12 protein-coding genes are annotated in these 15,856 nt (G+C 52.0%); 3 read left to right on the top strand and 9 right to left on the bottom strand.

Features of this window, described 5'->3' with window-relative positions; all coding sequences use genetic code 11:
* Window positions 1-431 precede the first annotated feature (431 nt).
* The 7 genes from KI362_RS00630 to KI362_RS00600 form a co-directional block, all read right to left on the bottom strand.
* A complete protein-coding gene (locus tag KI362_RS00630; RefSeq protein WP_301624101.1) occupies window positions 432-2,120 on the bottom strand; it encodes an MGH1-like glycoside hydrolase domain-containing protein in 1,689 nt (562 codons plus the stop codon).
* A gap of 89 nt (window positions 2,121-2,209) precedes the next feature.
* Window positions 2,210-3,694, bottom strand: coding sequence for a glycoside hydrolase family 43 protein (locus KI362_RS00625; protein ID WP_301624100.1), 1,485 nt, complete (start codon window positions 3,692-3,694; stop codon window positions 2,210-2,212).
* A 57-nt stretch (window positions 3,695-3,751) separates the two neighbouring features.
* Complete coding sequence (locus KI362_RS00620; protein WP_044479500.1) at window positions 3,752-4,633, bottom strand: carbohydrate ABC transporter permease; 882 nt, start codon at window positions 4,631-4,633, stop codon at window positions 3,752-3,754.
* 12 nt (window positions 4,634-4,645) lie between these two features.
* Window positions 4,646-5,545, bottom strand: a complete 900-nt coding sequence (locus KI362_RS00615) for an ABC transporter permease (RefSeq protein ID WP_301624631.1) — start codon at window positions 5,543-5,545, stop codon at window positions 4,646-4,648.
* Between the two features lie 102 nt (window positions 5,546-5,647).
* A complete protein-coding gene (locus KI362_RS00610) occupies window positions 5,648-7,306 on the bottom strand; it encodes an extracellular solute-binding protein (protein ID WP_301624099.1) in 1,659 nt (552 codons plus the stop codon).
* 107 nt (window positions 7,307-7,413) lie between these two features.
* Window positions 7,414-9,078, bottom strand: coding sequence for a response regulator transcription factor (locus KI362_RS00605; RefSeq protein ID WP_301624098.1), 1,665 nt, complete (start codon window positions 9,076-9,078; stop codon window positions 7,414-7,416).
* Window position 9,079: 1 nt separating this feature from the next.
* A complete protein-coding gene (locus tag KI362_RS00600) occupies window positions 9,080-10,813 on the bottom strand; it encodes a sensor histidine kinase (RefSeq protein WP_301624096.1) in 1,734 nt (577 codons plus the stop codon).
* 331 nt (window positions 10,814-11,144) lie between these two features.
* On the opposite strand from KI362_RS00600, the gene KI362_RS00595 reads away from it, so the two are divergent.
* A complete protein-coding gene (locus tag KI362_RS00595; RefSeq protein WP_306432803.1) occupies window positions 11,145-12,098 on the top strand; it encodes a helix-turn-helix domain-containing protein in 954 nt (317 codons plus the stop codon).
* Window positions 12,099-12,199: 101 nt separating this feature from the next.
* Here KI362_RS00595 and KI362_RS00590 read toward each other — a convergent pair whose 3' ends face one another.
* Window positions 12,200-12,508: a DUF6171 family protein gene (locus KI362_RS00590; protein WP_301624094.1), complete on the bottom strand. Its 309-nt coding sequence runs from the start codon at window positions 12,506-12,508 to the stop codon at window positions 12,200-12,202.
* A 9-nt stretch (window positions 12,509-12,517) separates the two neighbouring features.
* A complete protein-coding gene (locus KI362_RS00585) occupies window positions 12,518-14,014 on the bottom strand; it encodes an alpha-N-arabinofuranosidase (RefSeq protein WP_301624093.1) in 1,497 nt (498 codons plus the stop codon).
* 171 nt (window positions 14,015-14,185) lie between these two features.
* Between KI362_RS00585 and KI362_RS00580 the strand changes: the two genes are divergently transcribed.
* Together KI362_RS00580 and KI362_RS00575 are read left to right on the top strand one after the other, a co-directional pair.
* Entirely contained in the window at window positions 14,186-15,136 is a 951-nt protein-coding gene (locus tag KI362_RS00580) for an ArsR/SmtB family transcription factor (protein ID WP_301624091.1), read from the top strand.
* Window positions 15,111-15,500 carry a hypothetical protein gene (locus KI362_RS00575; RefSeq protein ID WP_301624090.1) on the top strand — a complete coding sequence of 130 codons (390 nt, stop codon included), beginning with the start codon at window positions 15,111-15,113 and terminating at the stop codon, window positions 15,498-15,500. The genes KI362_RS00580 and KI362_RS00575 overlap by 26 nt, the downstream gene beginning before the upstream one ends.
* The last annotated feature ends 356 nt before the right edge of the window (window positions 15,501-15,856 follow it).

Genomic DNA, 15,856 nt, shown 5'->3' with positions numbered 1-15,856 from the left:
ATTGTACATCAATTTGATTCTAGCACAAGTACCGACAAGATTCTCTATGTGAATGCGACAATATTCCATAAATCATGTCGTGCAGAATGCTGTACGAACGGCTTATCCGCCATGGTTTCATATCAAAAAAGCCGCCATCGGTCCGTAAGGATACCCGCTTGGCGACTTGAATGAATCAGTAGTGCAGTTTACCGCTTTTTAGAAAGGAACCTTCTTTTCGCCATGCTGTTCAACGCTGATTCGTCGGAGCAAGCCCTCTTCCTATAACCTCTAAGAACTCGTGCGGTTGCACGGGTCCTTAGATCAATAAATTACAGACTCGTGCGGTTGCAGGGGTCCTTGGATCAATAAGCTACAGACAGACGCTCCGCTTAGAGTTCAATCCTCATGATTGGCGAGTTTTTGCTATAACCCCGTGAACAAGCAAGCCGCTATCGATAGGTAGGCATAACAATGCCTATATCGCTCAACGTCTCGAAGCCGTCGCCTGTAAAAGCAAGCTGCTCGTTTCCTTTGACTGAAAACGGATAGCCCTTTCCTTCGACCTGCACCGTCCCCTCCACAGGACTCGCGATCATTCCGATGATCTTAATGAGCTGCCCATTACGATCCGTCACCACTCTTGTACCGTACGGGAACTGAATGCGGGCTTCCTCGTCCCGGTAAATCACTGAGCCTTGGCGCGTATTAACCAGTTCGAAGCTCATCCCGTCAACGATTCGCGTATAAGCCGTTTCGTTCGAAACCTCCTCCCCATGATCCATCGGATACGGAACAAGTCCGGTGAACCATAGTTCACCGTCCGGTGTCGGCAGGATCCCGCACATGCGCTCCACAAAATCAAGCAAGCAAAGAATCGATGGAGAGTAAGTATCCGTGAAGCCCTCCTCTCCTGTCCAAGGACTTAGAGTCTGCGAAAAGCGCGTCATTCTCGCCATTGCTGACATGATCGGCTGCATCAGCCATGTCAATTCTACATATCTGCCGTGATACTCGAAAGCATGAGGCGTTCGGATTAGCGTCAGAAAATTCGTCGGCCCTGCCCAACTATTGTAAGCGGAGGACGGATCGAAACGCGGATCATCCATTGCCACCGAGGTTAAAGGGTATTTGGCGAAGAATTTGCTCGTATTAAGCAAATAGCGCCTAAGTGCCGTGTCAAATAGCGCGCGATCCCCGGTCTCACAAGCCAGGACCCTGAGCAGGACATCAGACTGGACACGAACGAACTCCCCGTTCCGATCCACGTCATAGAAAAATTCGTCGTTCTGATCGAAGCAGTGCCTGAACAGGCTTTCCTCGCTCAGTAAAGCCTTGGTCTCCCATGCCGCACCCTCCGCCCCCGCTCCCAACTCCCGAGCCATCCTGGCCAAATATTTTCGCTGGCAAAATACATTTGCCGTCAAATCAGGCGCCAAAAACGGCAGGACGGGCGAGCCCGGATCATACTGCCGGGCATCGTCCAAATGAGCGGAATCGGGAATATGCCAGAAGCGCGGCGACAGATCATGCCCCGTGTCGAACGTACAGAAGGCCTCGACGCTGCCAGTGCCTCTCGTATTCCGGTACCTGGCAAGCCAGTCATCAAACCGGGCCATGGCGGTGTACATTTCCTTCAGGAAGACCTTATCTTTTGCGTTGCTATCACTGCTGCTCCCCCGTACATTCAGCTTAAAATGATTCCACACGCTTCTGGCCAGCGGGGTCACCATCTGGATTTGTCTATAGGCCGGCCCTTGCTCCGTCACTTTGTACGGCATCTGGCCATCAGCCCGTTGATGCTCGGCGAACAATCGGAACGTGGCCTCCGCCACGCTGGGCACGAACCGCGAGAGCAGTTCAGCGTTGATCGTTCCCGTGCTCTCCAGCCAGGTGCCCGGATAGTCCCCGCCTTCCCGCAGAACGGGAACGCCGCCACGGGCCGGGGCGATGCAGTCCAGCAGCTTGCGGACCGCGGAGAAATAGACTTCCTCGAATCGCTGCGAGGAGGACGCAAACTTCACACCAGAATGCAGCCACTCCGCAATTACCGAACTATGATAAGCTTGCTTGGATTCCCCGATCAGCGCCGCTGGATCCATCTTCCGCAGCCTTGTCAATAAGCTATCGTTCAATCTCATCAGCCTCTTTACAATATAGTCAACCTAATACACACGCAATTCCCGTCCCTGCTAACAAAGCCTTATGTGTACGTTTATACGTACTTTGTTCATATGTCCGCTTGCTCGCCCGGGCCATCGTGCTCGTACCGGAATCCGTGAAAGTCGGCCCGGCCGCCCTTCTCTACGGTCGTATAGCTAAATACCCCGACTCTCGCTCCCTTCCAGAAACCTGCGCTCATACGGCACTCGCCGCCTAGCGGGATGAACGTTATCCCATCCAGGCTGAAGAAGAAGCTGGTCTCGCCCGATAAATCGATATGACTCTTCAGCCAGACCGTTTCACCCGCAAGCCGCGGACCGTGGAACACCATTCCACCTGTAACCGCTTGAAGATAATTGCCGCCTTCCTCTGTTACAACGCCGATCCAGTTCTCTTCCCGGGCGCAGAGAAAGGCCAAGCCGGCTCGCTGCCCCGGATTCATATGCAGGACGCTGAGCTCGGTACATACGATGCCTTTGCTTCCGATCAGCTTCTGGGTCAAAGTGTTCCTCGCCTGCAGAAGCTCCGGCGCCGGCATCGCCTTCAGCCGCAAATACCCCGGCCTTTCGTGCAATGACCAGCCGTCATTGACCGGATTATGGTTCCACTGCCACTGCAGTCCAAGCTCCGGCCCCTCAAATGTATCCGAGGTCTGCGGCAGCCGCACCGGATGATGCCCGGCGACGGACGGCTTCGCATACACGGCCACGGGCTCTCCAGCCGCGCCAATGACGGGCCAATCATCCACCCACTCCACGGGCTGCAGATGGCATACCCTTCCGATCGCTCCCGCGCTCTGGAAGTGCATGAACCACGTCTCCCCGCTGTCCAGCTCTACCAATGCTCCCTGGTGCGGCCCGTTGATATCGGTCGCTCCCTTCTGCAGGACGACCCGGCGTTCATACGGGCCATAAATATCCCTGGCGCGAAGCACCGTTTGCCAGCCGATCTCTACGCCGCCCTCGGGAATCGCCAAATAGTAATACCCGTTTCTCTTGTATATTTTCGTTCCTTCGGCAATTTTGCCTACATAGACGATAACGCCGTCATCCAGCAGCGTCCTGCCGTCCGCGCTCATGCGATGAATAATAATCGGGCCGGCGCCAACGGTGCTGTGACCCAGATAGGCATGGCCGTCGTCATCCCAGAAGGGACAAGGATCCTCCCAGCCAGCGACGCGCTTCACTTCATGAAGCGGACTCCAGGGGCCGGCCGGATCACGAGCCGTGCTCATGTACAGCCCCTCATCCGGCGTGCAGAAATACACATAGAACAGCCCGTTGTGATAACGGAGCGCAGGGGCCCAGCTTCCTTTGGCATAAGCTCGCATGTCGTCATACGCCGGATCGATATCCAGCCGTTCGTATACTTTGCCGATGATCGACCAGTTGACTAAATCCTGTGAATGCAGCACCGGCATGCCCATAAAATGAAAATCCGAGCACACCATATAAAAATCATCGCCCACGCGGATAACGTCCGGATCGGAAAAATCCGCATTCAGCACGGGATTGCGATAATAGCCGTTGCCAAGATCTCCCCATGAAGGCATAATCATTCGGTTCATATCCACTCTTTTTCCACCCCTTTTCCGTAACAAGCCTCAGTCTTATCCCTTCACGCTCCCAAGCACTAGCCCCTTCATAAAATATTTCTGCAGAAACGGGTAGATGATCAATACCGGGAAGGCCGCCAGGAACACCTGCGCCGATTTAAACGTCCGGTTCGAAATCTCCGACATATCGAGCAGTTCATTGGAGCTGACAATGCTCGGATCCACCTCGATGATGATCGTCTGCAAATAGCTCTGCAGCGGATAGTTGGAAGGCGAGTTCATGTAGATCAGCCCGTCAAACCAGGAGTTCCAGTGCCCTACGAGAACAAACAGCGAGATCGTCGCCAAGGCTGGCTTTGAAAGCGGACAATAGATGCTCCACAGCACGCGCCAGTGGCCGGCCCCGTCGATATAAGCCGCTTCCTCGATTTCTTTGGGCAGGTTGCGGAAGAAATTCATCAGCAGAATGACATTGAATACGGGTACGGCGCCAGGCAGTACAAGCGCCCAGATCGTATCCAGCAGCCCCAGGGACTTGATCGTCATATAGGTCGGAATCAGCCCGCCGTGGAACAGCATCGTAATGATGAAGAACCAGGCATACACGTTCCGCATCCCGAGCGCTTTTTTCTCCTTAGATAGCGGATAGGCGATCGAAATGGTAATAAGCATGTTAACGATGTAGCCGAGCAGCACTCGCTTGCCCGAAACGAAAAATCCGGTTAGAAATTCATTTTTGGTCAGCGCGTATTTATACGAGGCGACCGTAAAATCAACAGGCCACAGCTTGACATACCCGGCAGCGGCGGCGCTGCTGGAGCTGAAGGAAATGGCGAGCACGTTGATTAACGGCAGAATACATACAATGGCCGTAACGGTTAGCAGAATATAGTTGAACGTCAGAAATAATTTTCGGCTGATTGATGTTTTGTGCATGCCTTCTCCCTCCTAAAAAACCCTGTATCCGGCGTATTTATTAGCCAGCTTGTTGGACAGGACGATCAAGACGAAGGAGATCAGCGATTTGAACAAGCCAACCGCCGTCGCCACGCCGTATTGCGCGTCCACGAGACCGATCCGGTACACTAGCGTATCAATGATATCCCCTGTGCTGTACACCATAGGGCTGTACAGGTTGAACACCTGCTCAAAGCCCGCATTAAGCACATTCCCCAAGCTGAGCACGGTCATCAGGGTAATGATCGGCAGCATGCCGGGCAGCGTAATGTGAAACATCTGCTTCCAGCGGTTCGCGCCATCCATGGTCGCCGCTTCATACAGGCTCTGATCGATCCCCGTCAAGGCGGCCAAATATACGATTGTTCCGTAGCCGAAGGTTTTCCAGGTATCTGTCAGGACGAGCGTATAAGGGAACCATTTATCATCCCCCAGGAAAAAGATCGGCTTAATGCCGAACACACCCAGGAATTCATTCACGATTCCGCTCGAAGGAGACAATATATCAATCAGAATCCCGCCCAGGATAACCCAGGACAAGAAGTAAGGAAAATAAATAACCGTCTGGATCGTGCGTTTAAAAAAAGCCCCCGCCAGCTCATTGAGCAGCAACGCAAATATAATCGGGACGATCAGTCCCGCGATAATTTTCAATACGGCGATAAATATGGTGTTCCATAGTACGCTCGTGAAGTTCGGCATGTCCAGCATATAGCGGAAATTGTCGAACCCGATCCATTTAGAGTTGAAAATCCCCTTGGAAGGAACAAATTTTTGAAAAGCGATCACCGTTCCCATAATCGGGACATAGCTAAAAATAACCGTTAAAATAATGCCGGGTAAAATCATCAGATGCAGAGGGATTTCCTGCAGTTTCTTCTTCATTCCCATTGCGGCTCCTCCATTCATAGCCATGCTGACAATAAAAAGGGAAAATAGAGTTGCCCCTTTCTTCCCTTTTCATCGTTCTCTTATCCAATCTGAGCCAAACTTTTATTTGTTCTTCTCAGCCCATTCGTTGACTTCCTTTGTAATCTGTTCTCCGCCAAGCTTCTTCCAGTCTTCTGTGAACTTATCGAAATTATCCAGAGATTGTCCCATGATAATTTTGGTGAATACCTCTTCCTCCATCTTCTGCAGGGTGGCGATCTTCTCCACCATCGTCGGGGTCGGCGCCCCGTAGAAGGCATCGAAAATGTAGTTGTCCTCCTGAACATAATGATCGATCACGTCGAAGCTGCTTGGCGAGCCGAATACGCGTTCCGTTCCCCAGTTCGCTCTGTTGCCGCCCCGATAATCGACGATTCGGTCATAGTAGCCCTTCTCCTCCACGGACAGCTGAGACGGGTCGTTCGTCTCCAGAGCCGTCATCGTATTCAAGTGCGCGTTCAGGTTTTTCTTGGCCGGATCGGCGCTAATCAAGCTGTACAGATAGACCGGAATGTTCGTATCGGTAATCCCGAATTTGCTGTTCTCCTGTGCGGCTTCCGGATCATAGCCCTGCATGCTGAAGTTCAGCAGCTTGATGATCGCCTCCGGATGCTTGCTGTCCTTGCTCACCCCGTAGTATCTCGTAATCGGCATTTTGCCGATCGGAGTAGCCTTCTTGTCATCCACGGATACGAGCGGCAAAGCCTTCCACTCAGCCTTCGGATCATTGTCGACATTCTGCTGAATGATGGACAGCGGAGCGGACATGGAACCGTAGAACATGCCTACCTTGCCGCTCGCCACCGATTCGGTGACCTTGGCGCGGTCCTTCACGCCAAACTCCCGATCCAGCACGCCTTTGGCGTACAAATCCTGAAGCTGCACGAGCGCATCCTTCACTTCGGGCTGAATGCTTCCGTATACGAGCTGGCCCGATTCGTCCTTCACCCATTTCCCCGGATTCACATGATAACCGGAGAAGAATCCCGACGTACCGAAATGGGCATCCGTTAAAAATGTTTTGGTTAATGCCAGGCCGAACGTATCGTCCTTGCCATTGCCGTCCGGGTCATTCTTTGTAAACGCTTCCGCAATAGCGAGCACATCCTGCATCGTTTGCGGCTCAGGGAGCCCGAGCTTTTCCAGCCAATCGGTACGAACGTATAATATCGGCAGTCCGTCTACCGCGGAGGAAGTGTGAGGAATCGCCATCAATCTGCCGCCGATCTTCGCCGTGTTGAAGCTGGCTTCATCCTGCAGCATGATTTCCTTCGTAATGGGCGATGCGTATTTCTCGAACAAATCCGTCAAGTCGTACAGCATGTCGTTCTCCGCCAGGTCAGTCAGCTGCTTGTTCTTCAGCCACATAATATCGGGCAGATCACCGGAGGCGATCGACACGTTCATTTTCTGGTCAAACTGCTCGACGGGAACCGTCCAGACATACTTTAAATTAATGCCGAGATCGCTCAAATAAGTGCGGGTATAAATATTATCCTCGATCGTATCGTTGTTCTCATACTTGTACGTTGATTCGGTATAGCGCCATGCCGTAATGTCCACGGGCGGATCATACTTCGCCATCAAATCCGCATCGGTCTTGGCCGGATCCGGGGCGGCTGCCGGCGAGCTGGCTTCCTTCGCGCCTCCGCAGGCTGTGAGCAGCATGAGACCTGCCAAGCATAAAATTGCCGATTTTTTCACTGTTCTTCTCTTTTTCATATGAACCTCCCTGATAGATGTAAGTGGTATAGGGCCCTTATAGATTTAATGTTAGATTTGAAATCGCTCTCATTCAATATTCATCTCTTGACATTTGAATCAGCTGTTTACCTGTTGATGATAGAGGCTCGATATTCTTGAGGCGTCATATGGGTCGCCTTGCGGAAGGAGCGCGTAAAATTCGTGGCCGTGCCGTAGCCGACCAGCTCCGCGACATCCTGGATCTTGATGTCCGGGTTCTCCAGCAGCCGTTTGGCCTTTGCCATGCGGGCCGCTGAGATATATTCGGACAGATTCTGGCCAGTCACCTGCTTGAACAGCCGGGAAAGGTAAGATGGGTTAAAATAGACCAGCTCCGCCAGCCGGACCAGCGATATCTCGTCGGGATCATGCAGATGATCCTGGACATGCTTCTGAATAATGGTGATGACGTCCTTTGCCCGTCTCTCCTCCTCCTGGCTTTGAAGCTTGAACAGCATATCCCCGACATGGAGCAAATAGTCGAATGCTTGCTGCCAGGACTCATGCTCCCCCGGCTGCATCAGCTTGTGCAGGCCGATCCGGGTCGCCGCCGTCTCCACAAGCCTCCAGCGATTCATATACGATAAATATACAAGCCCGATGGAATAGTACAGCTCCTGGGCCGGAACATAGTGCATGCTGTCGATGTCGGCCAGCGCTGCCGCGCATTCGAGCAGGATAGCTCTGAATTCGTTCCGCTGCCCGTGCTCCAACTGATCGGCAAGCACACTCAGCTTGGCATTGCGCAGCAAGGGCCTCGAGCGCAGTCCGTCCCCCGGCGGCTGAAGCTCCTGCTCGATCATCTGCTTATCGAGAAGCAGCATGCCGCAGCCCTGCCCGATCCGGTAATTCATCAGCATATTCAGCGTTGAGAATCGCTCCGCCACATCCGCCCACCTCGCCGCGCTATCGTCCAGAACGAACGAGAGCACCTCGCCAAGGGACTCGCGGCAGGCTGACTGGATCAGCTCCAGATTCCCCTTGATGAATGTCAGCACCCGCTCCCAGCCGTCAGCTCCGCCGCTTTCCGGAAGAGGCTGGATCAGCCAGACGGGATCCATGTTCTCCGTGACGGTGTCAACGAACAAGACGCGGGCGGATAAATACTGACTGGCAATAAGCCTGATCCGATAGAGCTGTCTGGATTTCGTCGCATAGCTTAGCCCGCCGGCGAAGCTGTTGACCCTGCCCAGCATAATGAGCACAGGACGGTCTGCGCGCAGTGGAATCGCCAGTTCATCGAACTGCTTCTGATGGATTTCCTGCACGCCGAGCTGCTCGTTCAAAATTCCTTTGACGTAGTCTTTTTGCAGCAATTCCCTTGTCGCGTCAAGCTGCTCCTGCGCCTTCTGGAGCAACGCCTCCGCCTTCAGCTCCGTCTCGATATCCATGGCTGCCTGCTCGACCATTTGAATCACTTTTTCATACCCTTCGGTCTTTAATAGATAGCTCACGCCCTCATACCGGAAGGCCGAGTAAATATAGGAGAATTCATTATGTCCCGTTAGAAAAATGACCCTGCAGCTAGGCCATCTCTCCCTGATTTTGTCCAGCAGCTCAAGTCCGCTGAGGCCCGGCATCCGGATATCCGTAAGCACGATATCGAAGCGCGTCCGGTCGAACAACCGCACCGCCTCATCACCGGAATAGGCCTTGTAAACATCCAGCTCCAGCTGGGGCAAATTCGACAGCACCTCATACAACCCGTCCGCTATAATCATTTCGTCATCGACGACTAAAAGTCTGTACATCTTACATCCCTCCATCCGAAATCACGATCCGAATCGTCGCCTTTAATCCGCCCAACTCGCTTCGCTCCATATATAATCCACTGTTCTGTCCAAACTTCAGGCGGATTCTCTGGTGTATATTGAGCAGCCCTGTCGTCTCCGTCTCATCCGGACGCGACAGGCTCTCGTTCAGAGCACGGATCTGCTCGTCCATCAGCTCCTCGCCATTATCCTCCACAATCAGCAACAGCTCACTGCCATCCCTTGCAAAGTGCACTCTTAATATGCCGTTCGCACTTTTCTTCTCCAGTCCGTACTTGAAGGCGTTCTCAATAATCGGCTGGAGAATCAGTCTTGGCACCATGATATGGCCCACAGACTCCGGCAAATCGCCGAACTCAATCCGGTTTCGCTTCGCAAACCGCATCGCCTGGATTTCGGAATACACCTTTGCATGGTTTACCTCTCTCCCCAGCAGCACCTCATCGGAATCGCCCCGCGTAATGAATTGGAAATACTCCCCGAGCTGATTCGTGAATCGCTCAAGATTATCGTAGTCCCCCAAACGCGTCATCGTATTGAGAATGAAGAAGCTGTTGTAGAGAAAATGCGGGTTGATCTGGGACTGCAGCTGCTTCAGCTCGGCCTTATGCGTTAATAGCTGCTGCTTGTACACCTGATCGATCAAGGACTTCAGATTTTCCAGCATGGCGTTAAACCGTGTATAGATATACTGGAACTCATCATTGAAATCATGGTCGATCTGCTCATTGAAATCGCCGTGCTCGACCTTGCGGAAGGCCTTGACCAGCTTATACAGCGGCTTGTGAATATACTTATAGACATAAAGGGAATACACGACGATGATGGCAAAGGATACGAGCAGCAGCAGCACGAACCAGCTTCGGTATTTCTCGAGCGGCTGGAACACGGCCTGAACCGGAACGTATTTGCTGAGCACCGCCCCGAAGAATTGCGAGTAGCTGTACATGGCCAAATACTGCTTGTCCGTAATGGTCACGGTCTGGGCCGTATTGGGGTCGACGTCGCTTAACATTTGCGAAGCGGCTGCTAGGTCGAAGTGGGTGTCATGGCTCGTCGTGATCTCAAACTGCGAGCTTTTAAATACCAATCCCTCCCCCGGGGAGTTGACCATCTTCTTCAAATTTTCCTTGAGCTTGTCTTTGGATATTTCGATAACCACGATAAAGAGCGGCCACTTCTTGCTCTCCGGCGTTACAAAAGGATAGGAGGCGCTTAAATAGGTTTTGCCGTTCATATTGATCAGCTTCGAATCCAAGGATAGCGGAATATTCTTGAATTCGGAAAATTCCTGCGGATCGAACGAGGAGATCGATAAAGCGGATACATTTTTTTGGATCGCCGGAATATGGGCGTATACATCGACGATATAGGAGCTGCTGTTGCGTATCGCATTCAGCCGTTGCTGCAGACGTAGGATGCTCTGCATTTTCTCAATATCATTCATCGATTCGGGGATAGAGCCCAGCGCGTTCAGATTATCATCGCTCAAGACATCATACTGCAGCGTTTGAATTCGTTTGAATTCCTCCTCCAGGCCGCTGTAGTACTGAGATACCTGTGAGATCATCGATTTGGAGATTTCATCCTTCAACGTGCGGACTCCCCAGTTATAAATGATCATGCTAAGGAGATAAAGCGGAAGCAAAATGCAAATAAACGAGAGGATCAGCCTTTTGAGTACATTTTTTTTCCATGGATGATTCAGATTCATATTCTCCCTCCCCACTAAAATAGAAAAGAGCCTTCGCTGCAGGGAAGTGCTCCCTGCCGAAGGCCAATGAACTTGTAACGGCAAGCTTTATGCCTGCTTCTCCTCCGCTTCCTCCTCCAGCCGCGAGAAGACGGCTTGCTGAACCATGCGCCGCCGTGCAAAGTATCCGGTTTACATAGGGTTAAAATCTATGGTAAGGCTTTCATTCGAGGTGGAACAGGGTCAAACCGTACGACAAAATGGGCAAAACGGACGCCTACCGTCCAGATTGCCCTAGTGCTGTATGATATAATAAAGCTACCATTTTAAAGTAGATGAGGTTCCGATCGTGATGGATTATACCGGCACACCTAACACCATGGATTGCATCATGTCTCCGGATATTCAGGCCGCCTTCCGCATTAATGCCACCCACTGGCGCAAGGTCAACGCCGCCTGGCGTTATCCTGTGCATCAGCACCGCACGTTTGAGCTCAACATCGTGCTGGAATTCGAGCAGCATATGACGGTTGCCGGCCGCTCCTTCCTGCAGCAAACCGGGGACATCCTGTTTATCCGTCCCGGCGTGGAGCATTCCAGCCAAGGCTCCGGCGGGCCGGAGGGAATGACGTATTACGCCCTTAATTTTGATATCGATGATTCATCCCTAAGACGCTCCCTCATGATGGCCGATTCGACCATTCTTACGGGAGATACCGCAGAAATAGCGGATGTTCGGCATGCGCTGAACGATTTCATCCATTCTACGATCTCCGGCGAACCGAATACGCATCGCCAGCGCCTAAATGCGCTTCGTGCCTCGCTTCGGCTGCTCACTGCTCTTAGTAGCTGGGCATTATCGGAGCTGCCCGATAACCCGCCGGCATACGAGCCAAGCCCGCCCGAGAACGCGATTCTGCTCGCCAATGCCATTGAAAAGCACCTTGAGGAGCTTGTCTGCGCTTCAGCAGCGGGCGGTGAAGGGAGGCCCGGCATTGAGGACATTGCCGCGAAGCTGGGGTACAGCCCTGCCCACTGTAACCGCGTGTTCCGGCAGGTCTACGGCAAATCGCCGCGCCAGTATCTGTCGGGGCTGATTATCCGCCAGGCCAAGCTGCTGCTGCTGAATTACAGCCTGTCCGTGGAGGTAATCGCCCTTCGCCTCGGCTACCGGGACAGCTCTCATTTCAGCAAGCAGTTTAAACGCTGGACCGGCCTCTCCCCGCAGGGCTATCGCAAGCTCAACCATCCCGACCGCCGGGAGATTGATGCCGAGCAGCATTATCGCGACAATCCGTTTATATAAGTTTACCATCTTATGAGTTCGGATTTGTGCACATTCTTGCTCAGGCAATTGGAGAAAAAGCAGCTGCGGGGCGCCTCCTTGGTTAAATCGGACTCAGCCGCTCATTCTGCAACCGTTGCCACAGAGCCGCCGGGTGCTTGACCTATCAGCTTGCCCCAGCGTCCTCCTCCAGGCAATGGGCAAGCCCGCTCCTTCAACCAGGCGACCACCGGGATGATGCAGCCGCAAGCCGTACAGGTTACGCCGTCCGACAGCTTGGGACAAGTGCTGCACAGCTGCAGCCTTTCCTGATACTGCTGCGCGTCGACTCTTCGCTCCGGAGCAAAGGCCGAGGTCTGCAAGATGCGCTGCATCTGTGCCTCTGTTACTTTGTAATCATCCCGGCAGGCTTTGCATGTATTGTCCGCCATGACAACGTTCTACGCCTTCGGCGCCAGCTTGAGCGTTGTAACCGACATCGCAGGCAGTGCAGCATGAAGCTTGCCGCCTTCCAGATTACAAGCCTCAAATGCCTTCGGGACCACATTGTTCGGTTGATCAAAGGTATTATGGTCATCCACTCTGTCCCCGGCCAGTGTAACTCCTTCTACTTGCCACTGCTCCGCCGCCAATCCGCGCAGATCGATCGTCACATCCGCTTCGGCATGATGCTGCAAGTTGCACAGGCTAATATGAATGAAGCCCTCTGCATCTCGCGAAGCAGTTCCCGTTACAGCCGGAATTTCGCTGTCGTCCAGCTTATAGCTGCCCGCATCTAGAGCAAGCTCCAGCAGCTCGGCATCCTGGTGGACCTTATACATATCAAATACATGATACGTCGGGGTAAGAATCATTTTTTCCCCTTCCGTCAGGATAACGGCTTGCAGAACATTGATGGTCTGGGCAATATTCGCCATGCGCACACGCCGATTGTGCTTATGGAAGATATTGAAGTTCAGCCCGGCGACCAGAGCATCGCGAATACTATTTTGCTGATACAGAAATCCGGGATTGGTTCCAGGCTCTACATTGTACCAGGTTCCCCATTCGTCCACGATCAGGCCTACACGTCCCTCAGGGTCATATTGATCCATAATCGCCGAATGACGGGTAATCAGCTCATCCATCCGCAGCGTTTTCTTCAGCGTCGTATGCCATGCTTTTTCATCAAAGCCCGTTGCTTCGCCCTTATCTGCCCAGCTGTCATTCGGAAGGGTGTAATAATGAAGCGTGATGGAATCCATGAATCTTCCTGCTTCACGCATGACGACCTCCATCCAATGGTAATCATCCACATTCGGGCCGCAGGCGATGCGGTGAATCTTGTTGTCTCCGTAATTGCGCACATAGGTCTGGTAGCGGCGATAGAGGTCGGCATAATATTCCGGGCGCATGTTTCCCCCGCAGCCCCAATTCTCATTTCCCACGCCAAAATAGGTTACCTTCCAAGGAGCCTCCTGACCATTGGCTGCTCGAAGCTCTGCCATGGGGGATACGCCATCAAAGGTCAAGTATTCAACCCACTCGGACATTTCCTGAACGGTTCCACTGCCCACATTTCCGTTAATATAAGGCTCGCAGCCTAATTGCTTGCACAGCTCCATGAACTCATGCGTACCAAAATGATTATTCTCAACCACCCCGCCCCAGTGCGTGTTCACCATGCGTTTCCGCTCTGCTTTCGGACCGATGCCATCCTTCCAGTGATACTCGTCCGCAAAGCAGCCTCCCGGCCAGCGCAGCACAGGAATCCGGATCTGCTTGAGCGCTTTCACAACATCGTTGCGGATCCCCTTTGTATTAGGAATAGGCGAATCCTCGCCAACCCAGATGCCCTCATAAATGCATCTCCCCAAATGCTCGGAAAAGTGCCCATAAATATGACGATGAATGGTTCCTTTTCCAAGATCGGTGTTCAGTATCCCTTGCAAACTCATCCCGAATCACTCCTTAATTAATAATAATATTAATTATAATGATGCTTCAATAACATTATAGTTACTCTGTCTCCTTTAAGTCAATTCAATCTTTTATATAATGATTATTCTTGTCAAAATCGCAAACTATAGATAATATATTTATTAATCATGCGAAAAGGACGAAAAAAGATGAATCTTGATTTAAGCGAACAATCCCTACCTGTATATGAGGCGCTGGCAAGCTCTGTCCGGCTTCAAGTGCTGCGCCTTCTGGCCGAAGGTTCCATGAACGTGAAGGAGCTGGCTGCTTCCATCGGCTTATCGAGCGCGATTATGACCATGCATGTCCGTAAGCTGGACGAAGCCGGGCTAATTACAACCCAGATGCTCCCCGGGAAAAGCGGTCTGCAAAAAGTGTGCTCTCTTGCCGTTACCGAAGCTCATATCCAGTTTCCCGGGACAGAAGACGCGCCCGAGCGCCATTGTCACCGGGTAGAGATTCCCGTAGGCCATTATTCCGATTTTTACATCGAGCCTACTTGCGGACTGGCTACGACCGAGAAGTATATCGGCGGATTTGATGATCCCCGCTATTTCTGGGAGCCTGAGCGGATTAATGCGGCGATTCTTTGGTTTGGACACGGCTTTATCGAATATAAAGCTCCCAATTATCTGCTATCCAGTCAGGCTCCCAACGAGCTTGTATTCACATTCGAGATTGGATCTGAAGCTCCTGGCATTAGCGAAAATTATCCGTCGGATATTTCCTTCGCCTTCAACGGGGTTCCCCTCGGCATATGGACCAGTCCCGGCGATTACGGCGAGCAGCGCGGGAAGTATACGCCGGAATGGTGGCCTAGCGCCATTAACCAGTACGGGTTATTGAAGCAGCTACGAATCAATCACGAAGGAACCTTTATGGACGGGATCAAGCTGTCGGACATCACTCTTGATCAGGTCGACATCCGAAGGAAGCAATGGACATTCCGCTTTGCCGTCGACAAGGATGCGGTGCACAGGGGCGGACTCACCTTATTTGGTAAAGGATTCGGCAATTACAACGAACATTTGATTCTGGAGCTGTTCTATCAGGAAGCAAAAGGAGTGGTTTTAGATGAAGGCGCTACTATTGGAAGGTAAAGGGCTAGCCGATGAAATGAAGGTCGGAGAGCTTGAGAAGCCTAAGCCAGGCCAGGGCGAAATTTTGGTAAAAATAAAAGCCGCAGCTCTAAACCCGGTCGATATAAAACGGCGAATGGCGGTAATTATCTCCTTCGCCCATCCTCTGTCCTTTCACCAGGTTGCGCTTGGAAGCGTGCATCAGTCGAACAATCCGACTCAGCTGCGTATGCTTGCCCAAATGGGCGATCATATGCTGTCCCTGCTGCAACAAGGTCAACTGCATTCCCTTTTGTCCGAAATATCAGCCAGCCCCGCTCGGTGGACGGTTCCATTGCGGAGTTTTGTACGAAAAGTCGCACAACATCCCTCCCGCACCGCCTGAATCCAGGATTTTGAACGAAATATCGTATAAAAGCGCCCGTGAAGCGAGGGAACGAGGGCAATTTGTATGAAATATCGTTCAAACTCTTCCAGTCGATGGCATTAAAGAGCAGTTATATACGAAAATTCATACAAAAAGCATTCGCGCCGAGCCGCGGCCACTTCCTACAAACACAAAAAGCCGGATGGGAAATATCACCTTTTCCTTCCGGCTTTTTTGTGTTCAGGGACTTTTGGGACACCCTTGTTCCATGCTTTCTCAAGGGGCGTATTATATATTCCTATATTAGTTGAAATGTATAAACTACGTAGAAAGGGTATAAGTGTGAACTGTTAAAAGCTTTCTGTAAGAAAGCT

This window comes from Paenibacillus apis (assembly GCF_018333295.1).
Taxonomy (GTDB): Bacteria; Bacillota; Bacilli; order Paenibacillales; family Paenibacillaceae; genus Fontibacillus; species Fontibacillus antibioticophila.
This window is presented reverse-complemented; position numbering and strand designations above follow the sequence as displayed.

Excerpts from the sequence above, each read along its gene's own strand:
- KI362_RS00620 (WP_044479500.1), bottom strand. The coding sequence starts at position 4,633 with ATGCACAAAACATCAATCAGCCGAAAATTATTTCTGACGTTCAACTAT.
- KI362_RS00625 (WP_301624100.1), bottom strand. The coding sequence starts at position 3,694 with ATGCCTTCATGGGGAGATCTTGGCAACGGCTATTATCGCAATCCCGTG.
- KI362_RS00580 (WP_301624091.1), top strand. The coding sequence starts at position 14,186 with ATGAATCTTGATTTAAGCGAACAATCCCTACCTGTATATGAGGCGCTG.
- KI362_RS00575 (WP_301624090.1), top strand. The coding sequence starts at position 15,111 with ATGAAGGCGCTACTATTGGAAGGTAAAGGGCTAGCCGATGAAATGAAG.
- KI362_RS00600 (WP_301624096.1), bottom strand. The coding sequence starts at position 10,813 with ATGAATCTGAATCATCCATGGAAAAAAAATGTACTCAAAAGGCTGATC.
- KI362_RS00585 (WP_301624093.1), bottom strand. The coding sequence starts at position 14,014 with ATGAGTTTGCAAGGGATACTGAACACCGATCTTGGAAAAGGAACCATT.
- KI362_RS00595 (WP_306432803.1), top strand. The coding sequence starts at position 11,145 with ATGGATTATACCGGCACACCTAACACCATGGATTGCATCATGTCTCCG.
- KI362_RS00610 (WP_301624099.1), bottom strand. The coding sequence starts at position 7,306 with ATGAAAAAGAGAAGAACAGTGAAAAAATCGGCAATTTTATGCTTGGCA.
- KI362_RS00630 (WP_301624101.1), bottom strand. The coding sequence starts at position 2,120 with ATGAGATTGAACGATAGCTTATTGACAAGGCTGCGGAAGATGGATCCA.
- KI362_RS00605 (WP_301624098.1), bottom strand. The coding sequence starts at position 9,078 with ATGTACAGACTTTTAGTCGTCGATGACGAAATGATTATAGCGGACGGG.
- KI362_RS00615 (WP_301624631.1), bottom strand. The coding sequence starts at position 5,545 with ATGGGAATGAAGAAGAAACTGCAGGAAATCCCTCTGCATCTGATGATT.
- KI362_RS00590 (WP_301624094.1), bottom strand. The coding sequence starts at position 12,508 with ATGGCGGACAATACATGCAAAGCCTGCCGGGATGATTACAAAGTAACA.